Origin of the sequence: Paraniabella hibiscisoli, assembly GCF_022512515.1 — a bacterium.
Lineage (GTDB): Bacteria > Bacteroidota > Bacteroidia > Chitinophagales > Chitinophagaceae > Niabella > Niabella hibiscisoli.
Genome location: NZ_JAKWBK010000003.1, coordinates 576,725 through 589,625 on the forward strand (window position 1 = coordinate 576,725; position 12,901 = coordinate 589,625).

General features: G+C 42.1%; 21 protein-coding genes and 1 pseudogene. 13 read left to right on the plus strand and 9 right to left on the minus strand.

The annotated features are described in order from the left end of the window. Nucleotides 1–3 precede the first annotated feature (3 nt). Nucleotides 4–261 carry an NUDIX hydrolase gene (locus tag MKP07_RS34455; RefSeq protein ID WP_394803746.1) on the minus strand — a complete coding sequence of 86 codons (258 nt, stop codon included), beginning with the start codon at nucleotides 259–261 and terminating at the stop codon, nucleotides 4–6. Beyond that, on the minus strand, nucleotides 203–565 hold the full coding sequence (locus MKP07_RS34460; protein WP_240852785.1) for an NUDIX hydrolase: 363 nt from the start codon (nucleotides 563–565) through the stop codon (nucleotides 203–205). Before MKP07_RS34460 ends, MKP07_RS34455 begins: the two co-directional genes overlap by 59 nt. Nucleotides 566–691: 126 nt before the next feature. Here MKP07_RS34460 and MKP07_RS34465 point away from each other — a divergent pair, with 126 nt between their 5' ends. After that, nucleotides 692–1,300 (plus strand): superoxide dismutase family protein, encoded by a 609-nt coding sequence (locus MKP07_RS34465; RefSeq protein ID WP_240852560.1) that lies wholly within the window; start codon nucleotides 692–694, stop codon nucleotides 1,298–1,300. A gap of 81 nt (nucleotides 1,301–1,381) precedes the next feature. Here MKP07_RS34465 and MKP07_RS34470 read toward each other — a convergent pair whose 3' ends face one another. The 3 genes from MKP07_RS34470 to murB form a co-directional block, all read right to left on the minus strand. Then, a complete protein-coding gene (locus MKP07_RS34470; RefSeq protein WP_240852775.1) occupies nucleotides 1,382–2,044 on the minus strand; it encodes a porin family protein in 663 nt (220 codons plus the stop codon). 298 nt (nucleotides 2,045–2,342) lie between these two features. Continuing rightward, on the minus strand, nucleotides 2,343–2,624 hold the full coding sequence (locus MKP07_RS34475; protein WP_240852776.1) for a hypothetical protein: 282 nt from the start codon (nucleotides 2,622–2,624) through the stop codon (nucleotides 2,343–2,345). Beyond that, complete coding sequence (gene murB / locus MKP07_RS34480; RefSeq protein WP_240852561.1) at nucleotides 2,516–3,286, minus strand: UDP-N-acetylmuramate dehydrogenase; 771 nt, start codon at nucleotides 3,284–3,286, stop codon at nucleotides 2,516–2,518. The genes MKP07_RS34475 and murB overlap by 109 nt, the downstream gene beginning before the upstream one ends. 195 nt (nucleotides 3,287–3,481) lie before the next feature. Between murB and MKP07_RS34485 the strand changes: the two genes are divergently transcribed. The 11 genes and pseudogenes from MKP07_RS34485 (at nucleotide 3,482) to MKP07_RS34525 (ending at nucleotide 9,514) form a co-directional block, all read left to right on the plus strand. Next, nucleotides 3,482–4,045, plus strand: a complete 564-nt coding sequence (locus MKP07_RS34485) for a TetR/AcrR family transcriptional regulator (RefSeq protein WP_240852562.1) — start codon at nucleotides 3,482–3,484, stop codon at nucleotides 4,043–4,045. A gap of 124 nt (nucleotides 4,046–4,169) precedes the next feature. After that, nucleotides 4,170–4,886: pseudogene (locus MKP07_RS41725) on the plus strand (beta-ketoacyl-[acyl-carrier-protein] synthase family protein). Between the two features lie 103 nt (nucleotides 4,887–4,989). Next, on the plus strand, nucleotides 4,990–5,388 hold the full coding sequence (locus tag MKP07_RS41730) for a hypothetical protein (RefSeq protein WP_317236206.1): 399 nt from the start codon (nucleotides 4,990–4,992) through the stop codon (nucleotides 5,386–5,388). Between the two features lie 208 nt (nucleotides 5,389–5,596). After that, nucleotides 5,597–6,340: a hypothetical protein gene (locus MKP07_RS34495; protein ID WP_240852563.1), complete on the plus strand. Its 744-nt coding sequence runs from the start codon at nucleotides 5,597–5,599 to the stop codon at nucleotides 6,338–6,340. 100 nt (nucleotides 6,341–6,440) lie between these two features. Further along, the gene (locus MKP07_RS34500) at nucleotides 6,441–6,653 is read left to right on the plus strand and encodes a hypothetical protein (protein ID WP_240852564.1); all 213 of its coding nucleotides are present in this window, start codon (nucleotides 6,441–6,443) and stop codon (nucleotides 6,651–6,653) included. Nucleotides 6,654–6,866: 213 nt separating this feature from the next. Beyond that, nucleotides 6,867–7,043: a hypothetical protein gene (locus MKP07_RS34505; protein WP_240852565.1), complete on the plus strand. Its 177-nt coding sequence runs from the start codon at nucleotides 6,867–6,869 to the stop codon at nucleotides 7,041–7,043. A gap of 108 nt (nucleotides 7,044–7,151) precedes the next feature. Further along, nucleotides 7,152–7,610: a GyrI-like domain-containing protein gene (locus MKP07_RS34510; RefSeq protein WP_240852566.1), complete on the plus strand. Its 459-nt coding sequence runs from the start codon at nucleotides 7,152–7,154 to the stop codon at nucleotides 7,608–7,610. Next, nucleotides 7,607–7,975, plus strand: a complete 369-nt coding sequence (locus MKP07_RS34515; protein ID WP_240852567.1) for a DUF1801 domain-containing protein — start codon at nucleotides 7,607–7,609, stop codon at nucleotides 7,973–7,975. Before MKP07_RS34510 ends, MKP07_RS34515 begins: the two co-directional genes overlap by 4 nt. 201 nt (nucleotides 7,976–8,176) lie before the next feature. Then, entirely contained in the window at nucleotides 8,177–8,497 is a 321-nt protein-coding gene (locus MKP07_RS40510; protein WP_262920138.1) for a GyrI-like domain-containing protein, read from the plus strand. Then, nucleotides 8,479–8,799 carry a GyrI-like domain-containing protein gene (locus MKP07_RS40515; protein WP_262920139.1) on the plus strand — a complete coding sequence of 107 codons (321 nt, stop codon included), beginning with the start codon at nucleotides 8,479–8,481 and terminating at the stop codon, nucleotides 8,797–8,799. The genes MKP07_RS40510 and MKP07_RS40515 overlap by 19 nt, the downstream gene beginning before the upstream one ends. Nucleotides 8,800–8,872: 73 nt before the next feature. Then, complete coding sequence (locus MKP07_RS34525; protein ID WP_240852568.1) at nucleotides 8,873–9,514, plus strand: NAD(P)H-dependent oxidoreductase; 642 nt, start codon at nucleotides 8,873–8,875, stop codon at nucleotides 9,512–9,514. A 118-nt stretch (nucleotides 9,515–9,632) separates the two neighbouring features. On the opposite strand, the gene MKP07_RS34530 is transcribed toward MKP07_RS34525, so the two are convergent. After that, nucleotides 9,633–9,893 carry a hypothetical protein gene (locus MKP07_RS34530; protein ID WP_240852569.1) on the minus strand — a complete coding sequence of 87 codons (261 nt, stop codon included), beginning with the start codon at nucleotides 9,891–9,893 and terminating at the stop codon, nucleotides 9,633–9,635. A gap of 288 nt (nucleotides 9,894–10,181) precedes the next feature. On the opposite strand from MKP07_RS34530, the gene MKP07_RS34535 reads away from it, so the two are divergent. Further along, nucleotides 10,182–10,652 (plus strand): Crp/Fnr family transcriptional regulator, encoded by a 471-nt coding sequence (locus MKP07_RS34535; protein ID WP_240852570.1) that lies wholly within the window; start codon nucleotides 10,182–10,184, stop codon nucleotides 10,650–10,652. A gap of 106 nt (nucleotides 10,653–10,758) precedes the next feature. Here MKP07_RS34535 and MKP07_RS40520 read toward each other — a convergent pair whose 3' ends face one another. The 3 genes from MKP07_RS40520 to MKP07_RS40530 form a co-directional block, all read right to left on the minus strand. Continuing rightward, nucleotides 10,759–10,932, minus strand: coding sequence for a S9 family peptidase (locus MKP07_RS40520; protein WP_262920140.1), 174 nt, complete (start codon nucleotides 10,930–10,932; stop codon nucleotides 10,759–10,761). Between the two features lie 64 nt (nucleotides 10,933–10,996). Further along, complete coding sequence (locus MKP07_RS40525; protein ID WP_317236237.1) at nucleotides 10,997–11,704, minus strand: alpha/beta hydrolase family protein; 708 nt, start codon at nucleotides 11,702–11,704, stop codon at nucleotides 10,997–10,999. Continuing rightward, nucleotides 11,701–12,822, minus strand: a complete 1,122-nt coding sequence (locus MKP07_RS40530) for a DPP IV N-terminal domain-containing protein (protein ID WP_262920141.1) — start codon at nucleotides 12,820–12,822, stop codon at nucleotides 11,701–11,703. Before MKP07_RS40530 ends, MKP07_RS40525 begins: the two co-directional genes overlap by 4 nt. Nucleotides 12,823–12,901 lie beyond the last annotated feature (79 nt).

Sequence of the window (12,901 nt, forward strand, 5' to 3'; positions counted from 1 at the left end):
GACTTAAATCTCATTTAAAAGCAACATCAATTGAACTTTTTGTATCGCCATAATAGAAATGGCATCTGTAATACGCCCGTCATTAACCATGGCTACCGTTTCGCCAAAAGGCAGCTTCTTTGATCGCAGGTCCTGCTCTGTTTCTTCGGGCATAGCCTGGCCCTCCTTTAACCCCCTGGCCAAAAATATAATGCCATGCTCATCAGACACCGAATTCGAAAGATGAAAACGCACCAGTTCGGTCCAGCTTTCTGCTATCAATCCAGCCTCTTCTAATAATTCTCGTTGCGCAGCCTCCAGGTAGGTCTCCCCCCTCAGGACATCCACCTTCTGGTATTTCCCAGCTATAGGCATCAAGTGCAAACCTGAACTGTCCCACCAGGTAAGTATTCATATCCGTATCTAAAGCGATAACACCTACTGCTGCATTTTTAAAATGCACTTTACCATAAATTCCCTTTCCACCGCCCGGGTTTATTACGTCAAACTCGGTAAGGCTAATCCAGGGGTTACTATAAACGTTTTTGCTCCCGGTTACCTTCCACGGGTTTTCGACCTCACTCATATTTGGTTCAATGTTTGTGTAATGACAATAGTTATTGATAATACAAGAATTATAACAACAGTAAAAGTAAACTTTTATCTATTTTTATCCGTTTAAACCTCTTTAATTAAAATTTAAAAAAGCATTATGAAACGTTCTCATTTATTATTGAGCGGTATGATTGCCCTGGCTGCGCTGGCGTCGTGCGGGGGAGCCAATACCAACAGCGATGAAGCTACAGGAGGCGACTCTGCCGTTGTAGCAACCGATAGTACTATTGCACCTTCAGCAGATGGCACTTTAGTAGCTACAGCCAACCTGATGTCTACAGCAGATTCCACACAGCAAATAGGGACGGCCCAATTTTACCAGTTAGACAGCACACAAATACGCCTTGACCTGGTAATTGATGATAAAGCAAGAGCTGACAGCAATGTTGCGGTACATTTTCATGAACATGGAGATTGCAGCAATAAAGGCGAAGGCGCTCACGGTCACTGGAACCCTACAAAAGAAAATCATGGCGAATGGGGATCTGCGGCTTACCATTCAGGCGATATTGGCAATATTAAATTGGACAACAATGGGCACGCTACTAAATCTGTAACTACCAACAGATGGAGCATTACAGACAAGGCGGTAAATAATGTAATCGGCCTGGGTATTATTGTACACGGCGGAACTGATGATTACAAAACTCAGCCTACCGGCAATTCCGGTCCGCGTGTTGGTTGTGGTGTTATCGTAAAACAATAATGTACTGATCCGTACCTTTTATATAAAAAAGGAGAGACTGCAACCCTGCAATCTCTCCTTTTACATTTAAATAATGTTTGATTAGAAGAACATTCCCAAACGGATCGCCCACCTGTTCAGTCCTACTTTACCATCTTTCCAGTCTTTGTTAGCGGTAATATCTGTAAATCCGTTTTCCATACCAATACCAAAGAATAAATCTGTTTTAGGAGCTATCTCGTATTCACCTCCGGCACCCACTAAAAGTCCCATATTTACCTTATTCGTATTCTTCATTGCATTGACATTGCTTTCTGAAACCGAACCATAAGAATAATCCATTCTTGATTTTAATAATGCACCCATATAAGTACCAAATTGTCCCCAGAACCTGAAACCATTATTCTGGTTGGTTTTTAATTTTACACTTAAAGGGATCTGCAGGTATTGAAGCTTTAGTTTATAATTCTGATCGGTTCCTGCGGCCTCAGCCCTTTTTAATCCCCTGCTGCTGGTGCTGTAAATTAACTCAGACGAAGCGTGCGCTACTTCCAAACCTGTAGCAAAAGCGCCACGACCATCGCTAAACAAAACATCGGCCATCAAACCGTAGTTCACGCCAAAGCCGCTGCCGCTGCGCTCTATATCATTTTCTGCTGCGCGGAAAGAATTGGTAAACACGGGATCTATCTTAAATCCAAATCTTACATCCCTGTTGTAAACTGATCTTTGCGCGTTAAGACCTAAACATAGGGTAGCTGACATCAAACCCAATAAAAATACTTTTTCATCCGTAAATTTTTTAGCTGCGGCATAACCGCGTTTTCTTGTCGGATGAAACGCCCAGCATGCATTGCCTCAGTATGAGACCTGCTTATTGCGAGACTAAAAGCCAAAAGGCGTGTCATCGTTCAATATTTTTGAATAAATAAGCAGAGGGCTTTGAAAATCGGGTGCGAATATAAGACTTTATTGTTTACAGCTATCTACACAATATTAACCTCTGGGTGAAGCTCTACCCCAAACTTCTCATATACAGCATTTTGCACCAATCTGCAGGTGTTTAAAATTTCGTCGCCACCGCGCTTCCATAGTTCACCAAAACCAGTGCCTGCCGGGCATGTACACCGGCATCGCCTTTTCTAAATCCCTTTAACCCCGCCTGCTCGATCAACCAACCTGCTGCCAGCTTCATGGTATGATCGGGATTCTCATAGGCTACGATACCGGGGAAGTTTAATTGTAATACGCCAAATTGTTCTTTTGAAACAGAAGGATTTTTAAAGAAACTACCTGCATTACCAATTTCTTTTGGATCGGGTAATTTAGACGAGCGTATAGCAATAACTGCATTCGCAATAGCCTGTATCGACAGATCCTGCACACCGCTTTTTCCAATTCCTGTTGTATCGCCCCATATTCTATCCTGAAAACCGGCTTTTTATAAAGCTGGTAAGTAACATCGGTAATTATGAACCGATCTTTATACTTATGCTTGAAAACACTTTCCCGGTATCCGAATTGGCAATCCTTATTGGAAAACCGTATCTCTTCCAGAGTTGACCGGTTGATAGCAGTAAGCTCATGAAAAACCTCTTTTATTTCTACACCGTAAGCGCCTATATTTTGCATGGGTGAAGCGCCCACCAATCCAGGTATCAGCGCCAGGTTTTCAACACCTGCGTAATTATGAGCCAGGCAATATAACACCAACTGGTGCCATACCTCTCCCCCTCCCACTTTCACATGCACGCAGTCCTCATCTTCATATACTTTCTCGATGCCCTTTATACTATTTTGTATTACTAAGCCATCCACATCTTTTGTAAAGAGAATATTGCTCCCGCCTCCCAGAACAAATGATTTCACCCCTTCCCTGGCAGACCATTGCAAGGCCAGCCTTACCTGATCCTGGTCCGATACCTTTATAAAATGCTTAGCCTGCACGTTCATACCAAATGTATTAAACGGCTTCAGCGATTCGTTGTCTTGTATTTGGATACTCATTATGGATACAATGTTACAGCAAAAGCAGCTTAAAAAGTTTGATTGGCACTGAAAGATCATTTAACTCAACCGACCAGATGCTGATCACCTTTTGTATTATCTCAAAAAATTCTATTACGCATTTTAACTTTTAAACAAATGCCCGAACAGACACCTATAAAAATAATTTGCCTACCTACTGGTAGGTTTGTACCTTTGCTGAAATATTTATTTATGACCACGAGGGAGCACATCATATATACCGCTGATGCCCTGATAAGAGATAAGGGGTATAATGCTTTTAGCTTTGTTGACATTGCCCGGGTTGTAGGAATAAAAAAACCCTCGATCCACCACCATTTCCCACGAAAAACGGATTTGGGCATTGCGGTGATTGACTTTCACATTAAAGGCCTGGAGCAAATAAAACAGGCCAGCCAGGGTAGAACACCTATAGAGAAACTGGATCGCTTTTTCTCTATTTATACCGACATCAAATACGAGAATAAGGTTTGTATAGTAGGTTCGCTATCTACCGACTATAATACACTGGAGCCTGAAGTACAGGAAAAAATAAAGGAGTTCTCTAATGCATTTCTGGCATGGGTTACAGACATTTTAAAAGAGGGCAAACAGGCAGGTGTTTTTCATTTTGATGAATTACCAAGAACCCGGGCGGTATTAATTATTGCCAGTATGATGGCTATTGTAAAACTTTCCCGGCTGACCGGTGAAAAAGATTTCGGCTTAGTAAAAAGACGATCCGGCAGGGGTTGTTGAAATAAGAGATAGACATTTTTTGATGGAAAACTTCATACGCTTTTGAGTACCGCAGTAACAGATATGAAGTCATATCCAAAGGACATTAAAAAAAGAATACATGAAAAGAGTAGTTATAACAGGGATGGGAGCAATTACTCCCCTGGGCAATACAGTAGATGAATACTGGCAATCATTGGTGAATGGCGTAAGCGGCGCAAAGCTGATCAGTAAATTTGACACCACGCATTTTAAAACAAAATTTGCCTGCGAGGTAGTCAATTTTGATCCTTTACAATATATAGAGAAATCTGAAGCCAGAAAGTATGACCTGTTCTCACAATATGCACTGGCGAGTGCACAGCAGGCAGTGGAAAATGCACAGATCAATTTCGACCAGTTAAATAAAGATCGTATCGGGGTAATATGGGCCTCGGGCGATGGCGGTGTTTCAACTTTTGAGGAGCAGATGACCGAATATAATAAAGGCAATGGCGTACCCAGGTTTAACCCGTTTTTTATATCCAAAAGGATCATGAACATTGCTTCAGGTCTTATATCAATAAAGTATTGACTAAGAGGGGTTAACTACACAACAGCTGCAGCCTGTTCGGCCAGCAATACGGCCATTATTGACGCCTTTAACTATATACGCTGGGGAAAGGCTGATATGATTATAACCGGCGGATCTGAAGCCTCTATTACCGAAAGTTCCATTGGCGGCTTTAATGCCTCTAAGGCCTTATCGACCAACAATGAACATTACCAGCAGGCTTCAAAGCCATTTGATATTAGCAGGGATGGATTTGTTCTGGAGAGGGCGCCGGCGCCCTGGTGTTGGAAAGCTATGAGAGCGCTTTAAAAAGGAATGCCCCTATTATTGCCGAGATTATAGGCGGTGGCCTTGCTGCAGATGCCTATCATATTACAGGTACACATCCGGAGGAGATGGCGCTTATTTAGGAATGAAGGTTGCTATGGAAGACGCAGAGATCACAGCTAGTGATATTGACTACATTAATGCCCACGCTACTTCTACGCCTATGGGCGACAGAAGCGAGCTAAAAGCCATCCAAAGAACTTTTGAACACAACCCTGATGTATCTATTAGTGCTACCAAATCTATGACCGGCCACCTGCTGGGTGCGGCGGGGGCCATTGAAGCAATTGCTTCCGTAAAAGCAGTAGAAACGAATATCATTCCTCCCACGATTAACACAACAGAGATAGAACCGGAGTTCGCGGACCAATTAAACATTGTACTGGGAAAAGCTCAATCAAAAACCGTGAATATCGCCGTTAGCAATACGTTCGGCTTTGGAGGGCATATTGCCTGCAGCATTTTCAAAAAATTTGTTCCATAAAAAAATCTCCATAGCGGTACAGAATTGTTCATCTTTAAAAACGACAGCAACACCGCTGTCGTTTTTAATTTTGCCCGGTCCGGTATCCATCATTTATTATTACCTTCAGTTAGCATTGAACACAATGTAGGTTTGACAATCGGGTCAGGCATTCGCACAAGATCACATAGATTTATCTTAATAATTCTTTACTCCATTAACTGATTGCATGGATCACCTTCAAAAAATAATCGGAGATTTTGAAACGCATTCCATCGAAGGGATAAGAACCTGTTTCAAAAACGGTGTTAATCCCAATCAACTGTACAAAGGCCAACCCCTGCTCTACGAGCTGATCAATATGTACCTGAGAAGCGACCGGTTCAAAGATTGCGTGCAGACTTTTGTAGATTTCGGCCTACAATTCGAAGACCAGGTTTTACTTGCTGTATTGCAGGATGACGCAGTACAACTGAGCCTTTTGCTTGAGGGCGACAAAACCCTGCTAAATAAGAAATACAATTTCCGTTGCGCATTTACACCCCTACACGAGGCATCTTTGCTACATATCTGCGCAGAATACAATCACATTCATAGCGCCGCTATCCTGGTAAAGTATGGAATGGAGGTCAATATAAAGGCAGGCATTGATAGAAACGGGTTTGGCGGGCAAACACCGGTTTTTCATACGGTAAATCAACATGCCAATGCCTGTATAGATATGATGCAATTTCTGATCTCCGCAGGAGCGGACTTATCTCTAACCGTACCGGGCCTTATCTGGGGTAAAGGTTATGAATGGGAAACTTTCATTCCATCCGTAAACCCGATTAGTTATGCGATGATGGGGTTGCTGCCACAGTTTCAACGAACAGAATCGCAGATATACGAGGTAGTAACGATTTTACAAAAAGCACGCTACGGCATCAGCTATGTTCCGGCGAACGTTCCCAACAGGTATTTACAAAAATAATCCACTTTTAAAAGATTAACATTTACAGGCATTCCTCCTGCCGTGTTTTGACTTACATTCGGTATCAACTATATCTAATACCAATAATTCAACACCCAGCATGACAATAAAAACACTTACAGTCGTTATAGCATTTATTTCATTTATTTCCTGCAAATCAAATTCGAGACAAGACAGCCCGGCTAATGATACACCACAGGCTTTAACAAACACAACAACTTCTTACGATATAGTAAAGAAGAGAGGATATGAGGACCTGATCGAAAGTCTTTACAGTGAATTGGTAAATAAAAACGCTGATCTAAAAACATAGAGGGTGCAATCGACACTTTAAATACAAGTCAAGGCGACAGCACGCATGCATTTCTTGAATTCGACCGAAAGAACCAGGCTTATTTTAATTCGGCAAATACACATAGCGCTAACATTAAAGATTCTGTACTGAGAGAGAAAATAACGAAGCTTATTGCTAATAGTTTATCCGTCTACAATAAAAAAGATCTCCCAACACCGTCAACTTCTTCATATGATTGACACTAACAATAGCACGATCAATGACCTGCATCTGGCTTTAAAAATCGCAACTACCTTACCGGTTATCGGCAAATATCAAAATGACCATCTCCCCAACACCAGGTCTTTAAATAATTTCATAGAACAACAAAACCACGTAATAAAACTTGCTGATACAATTCTAAAATAATAATCTCATTGACGGCAAAAAAAATACCTGCCAGTTCAATTACGTTAAAAGCTGCTGACATAGGGTTGTCACTCCCTGGTTTAGTTTTGTATTATAAAAAACAAAAAAGTGAAAAATCAAACAAGAGGTACCTTCCAGATTATTGGCATATCGGTACGCACAACTAATGAAAACGGACAGGCTACGCAGGACATACCTGCGCTTTGGGCCAGGTTTATGGCAGAGAATATAGCGGCAAAAATCCCCGGCAAAGTTGACAATGACCTTTATTGCATTTACACTGATTATGAAAAAGACCATACGAGGCCTTACACTACCCTTCTCGGCTGCCGGGTAAATAGTCTTGAAAACGTCCCGGACGGACTAACCTGCAAAACGGTTCCCGAAGGCAATTACACCCTTTTCACCGCAAAAGGAAATTTAACGCAGGGCGCTGTATACAATGAATGGATCAATATTTGGAACAACCCATTGGACAGGGCTTTTACTGCAGATTTTGAAATATATGGAGCAAAAGCAAATAATCCTGAGAACGGGGAAGTCGATATTTTTGTAGCGTTAAAATGAAAGCTTCCGAAAACTACTACGATCAGCTGGAGGAGCCAGTAAAAAGCTGCTTCCTGGCCTTACACCATCTTATTCTAAGCCAGGATAAAGATATTGTTCCGGCCTGGAAATATGGCATGCCTTTCTTTTGCTACAAAGGCAAAATGTTTTGCTATTTATGGACACATAAAAAATATCGGCAACCATATATCGGCATCGTTGAAGGCAAGCATTTCGACGAGCCATTTTTACTACAGGAAGACCGCTCGCGCATGAAAATAATGTTGCTAGACCCCAATAAAGACCTGCCGGCTGAACAAATCGACGCGGTTGTCCGGAAGGCTATTAACCTTTACAAAACAGGAGTTATTCCTGTTAAAAAATAGTGCTCACTCCCTGTAAATTAATTGTATGCCCGATATCAGACAATAAATATTAATTAGTGCTCCGGCTATCACGATACAACTATGTTTGGCACTTATACCTGGTAAAAATTTTTAAGAAGCCTGAAACTGTTTTGCCAACAGGGCCAGGGAACTCTATGGCCTTACCAACATCAATTATAAATACTTTACACCCTACCCGAGATGGAAAAATTAGATCTTACCAAAAAATATAAAAGCTATTTCACAGCTACCACGCAACCCCAAATCGTGAACATTGAACCTGCTTCATTTATTTCAATCCGTGGGAAGGGCGATCCTTCAGGCGAAGCTTTTGCTAAGGATATTGAAGCAATGTATTCCACTGCATATGCGATGAAATTTACCTGCAAAGATGAAGGTAAAGATTTTGTAGTATCCAAACTGGAGGGGCAGTGGTGGTTTGACGAAACCCGATTTACCGGGCAAACGATGAATAGTGCTGCGGTAGAAGTACCCCGCAGCGAATGGGAATACGGCTATTGATCCGCATGCCCGATTTTGTTACTGCGAAAGATATGGAAGCGGCCCAATTGATCGTGACTGATCGAAAAGGCATACAAAAAGCGGCGGAGATTGAATGGCATACCTTAGAGGAAGGGAAATGTGTGCAGATGCTACATGTGGGTCCGTTCTCAACCGAGCCAGAGTCTTTAAAAATCATGTCTGCTTTTATGGATATCCATCAATTTGCAAAAAACGGACTGCACCATGAAATCTATCTATCGGATTTCCGGAAGACGGCTCCCGAAAAACTCAAAACTATTTTAAGAGAACCTGTGCGATAAATAAAACCTGTGACTTACCTCACAGGTGCCGGTGCTGTTGTTTAAAGAACTTTGCTTTTAATAAACACAAAGCATGACAAAAATATTTATCATCAACGGCGGACAGCATTTTGCACATTCAGGTGGAAAGTTCAACCAGACATTGGTGCAATGGGATAAAAGCTTTTTCACCTTGAAAAACGGCTTTGAGGTACAAACTACAGACATCAACGACACTTACGACCTGGAAAAGGAAGTAGGTAAATTTGTGTGGGCAGATATCGTAATCTATCATGCGCCAGTATGGTGGTTTGGCCTGCCCCATAAGTTTAAAGAATACCTGGATCTGGTTTTTACGACCGGGCATCGCAAGGGCATTTATTACAGTGATGGCAGAAAGAAAGAAAATCCTGAAATTAATTATGGAACCGGCGGCTCTTTGCAGGGCCGATACTATATGTTAACCACCACCTGGAATGCACCTGAAACCGCATTTACACTACCCGGCGAATTCTTTCAACAGAAAAGCGTAGATGAAGGAGTAATGTTTGGCTTTCATCGTATGAATGCTTTTACCGGAATGAAACAGTTGGAAGGCTTTCATTTTCATGACCTGGAGAAAAATGCCACACCCAAAAGAATACAGGATTATTCTGAGCGCTACACTACTCATCTTTCCGAAACCATGGAAGCCTTAGCTATATCAGCAAAAGAAGTTATTCCGGAATTTTGTTAACAAAGGCATCAATAGCTTGACAATATTGCGCATAGACAACAGCAGTAGTTTCAGTTGCTGCATCAAGGTGTTACCTCTAATTTCATTGTTTATTTTACCATGACTGCCCCATCTCGCGCTAGGCAACACCAATGATGTAAAATATCATCCCTGACCGTACGGCCAGGCGGGCCTTCGGGATTTTAACATATCTGCGAACATGTTTTTCTGTAATGATGCCAGCCCTTCGGGCTTGATTATTTGCAGCAACGTTCGTTTCGTATTTTTGCAAAATGGCGTATGTAATTTTTTTATGCAGACATACTGACAAAATCATTTCTTCTAACAAATGAAGCGTTCGTTGATAATGCAAGCCCCGGAGCTTGAAATGTTTATCCATATGCATTTTGACCAGACAATTACAACATTTACGGCGCCATCCACTTTGTATTTAAAAAAATGGAGTGTGCTGCTTTTTTATGTCGATATATAGACAAGATCATTTCTTCTAATAAATGAGGCGTTCGTTAATAATGCGAGCCCTTCGGGCTTGATTATTTGCAGCACCGTCGGTTTCGTATTTTTACAAAATGGAGTATGCTGTTTTTTTACGCAAACATATAGAGGAGATCATTCCCTTTCTGATGAAGAGTTTGAAATTATTCTACCTTATTTCAAGCTGGTGGAGATGCGCAGAAAAGACTACTTAATCAAAAGCGGTAAAAAGGTAACTGCCGAATACCTGGTGATCAAAGGCTTGTTGAAAGCTTTTATGTATGATGATATGGAGCGGGAGCATATTATTCAGTTTGCCATGGAAAATTGGTGGATATCGGATTACCCGGCTTATAAACTTCAATCGGGCGGAGAACTTTGTGTTCAGGCACTAGAGCCCTGCTTGGTTTTAGAGCTTAGCCTGGAAAACAAGCGCCGTATGTGTGAAGCCGTTCCTGTAATGTATCGCTTTCATGGTACCAAAGCTTTTGGAGGATTTGTGGCACTACAGAAACGAGTACTTTCTTTAATGAAGAATTCTGCAAAAGAAAAATATGACCTGTTGCTGGAACAATATCCCGAGCTATTTCAACGTGTATCTAAAACGATGATCGCTCATTACCTGGGTGTTTCAAGAGAAACATTAAGCAGGCTACAAAAATAAAAGCCCGCCGGAGACTACACACCAGCGGGCCTTGAAGTAAAGTAAATCCGTTATTATTTTGCACCCATTGAATACTCTTTAGGCGGCTCAGCTTCCAGTAAGTGCTTTACAAAATAGTCCCAGCGCCGCGCATCATATAGCTGGAATACTCACCAAATCCATGACGGGCATTGGGAAAAACCACCAGGTCGAAATCTTTGTTCGCTTTCTGCAAAGCTTCCACCACTAACATGGTGTTATATGGCGGTACATTATCATCCATCATACCATGTACCAGCATGAGCTTTCCTTTCAGATTTTTGCATAAGCCTGGTTGGCCTGCGCAGCATAATCGCTGTTTTCAACTAACCCATTATAACGCTCCCCCAATCGTCTTCGTAATTACGATTATCATGATTCCCCGATTCAGCAATACCTACTTTAAAAAAATCGGGATATCGCAATAAAGCTGCTGCCGTGGCAAAGCCGCCGCCGCTATGTCCCCATATTCCCACTTTGCTCGTATCAATCGGGTAAGTTTTTGACAATTGCCTGATAGCCGTGATCTGATCCGGTAAAGTATTTTCAGCCATATTACCATAACTCATATCGTGAAAGCTTTTGGAACGATAAGGATTGCTGGTTCCTTCCATCACAACAACGATAAAACCCAGTTCAGCCAAGGCCTGGTTATCACCTCTCGACGGAGAAAAGCTCCAACTACCTACACTTCCGCCTTGCGGACCCGGGTAGATATAATCAATAACAGGGTATTTTTTAGCAGGGATCATGTTTGTTGGCGTAAATACCAATCCGTAGATATCTGTTACACCGTCAGCAGCCTTCACTGCAACAGGCGAAGGCGCTTTCCACCCTTTGGCCTGCAAACGTGAGATATCTGCTTTTCCCAAATTGGTGATCAACGAACCTTTTGTACTCCTGAAATTAGCTACCGGCGGCACATCAGGCTGAGAGTACACATCAACAAAATGATCGCCGGAGGGCGACAAATGCACAGTATGGTTACCGGCTTCCGGCGTCAGCAGGGTTAAGCCTTTGCCATCGAAGCCTATTTTGTAGAAATAAGAAAAATAAGGATTGCCTTTTTCACGTCCATAGCGGTGAAATAAATAGTACGTTTCTTTTCATCTATTCTCAACACCTTGCCCACCAGCCAATCGCCTTTGGTGATCTGTTGTTTGAGGTTACCCGTTTTGCTGTCGTATAAATATAAATGTCCCCAGTTATCCCGTTCGGAGTACCATATTATTTCGTTGGTTTTAGAAAGGTATCGCCAGTTAATGGCGCCTCTGCCCGACTCAAACTGTGTTTTGACGGTCTCCTCAAATACCTCCCGCACCTGGCCCGTTGCCGTATTAGCAATGCGCACTCTGGCATTTTTATGATCTCTTGAAGACGATACAAAAGCTACTTCACCAGCATCGGGAGACCAGTCGATATCATCCAAACTTCCGCTGCTGGAAATATCATCACTCATGGTAGCTCGATGCGGATCAGGTGGAATACTCAGCGATACCACTTTGGCTGCATCTACATCAATCACTACCCTTCGCATAGTAGGAATATATGGATCGCCAGGCAAAGGATATTTCCATTGTTCCAACCTGGGAGCTCCCACATTGGTAGTAACCAGGTACATGTCATTTACCTTTCGCTGATCCTGCTGAAAAGTGGCAACCTTCTTCGAGTCCGGGGACCAGCTAACGATAGCTGCATCGCTGTGCTTCCAGCCTGCATTATCTGTTGCATATCCATAGTCCTTTACACCATCAGTTGTTAGCTGCGTTTCTTTTTTAGTATCCAGATCTTTTACCCAAAGGTTCCAGTCTCTGATAAATACTGCTTTTTTACCATCAGGCGAAACCACTTCATTGGCAGCGCGCCTTCTACGCTGATTCATATCTACTGCAGCTACTTTTCCGTAGGCTGTAGTTTCAGTCTTAGACTTTGTTTTAGGATCTACCAATAATACTTTATCACCACTCCTGTACCAGAATTGATCACCTTCTATCCAGTTGGGATAAGGACTTGTCCAATCAACCAGGGCTGTTGTATTATAACCCAGGAACTGTTCTGCTTTCCGATAGTCTTCTGCTGTAAGCTGTAGTTTTTGAGCATGGGCAGTGCCTGCTAACATAACGGCAGCCATTAAACCTAAATGTTTGTTCATCTATGATTTTATTTAAAAAATAACCGCGAAACGGTCGATTATCCCTTTCTCATGCAATATCAAAACGCAAATGCAATAA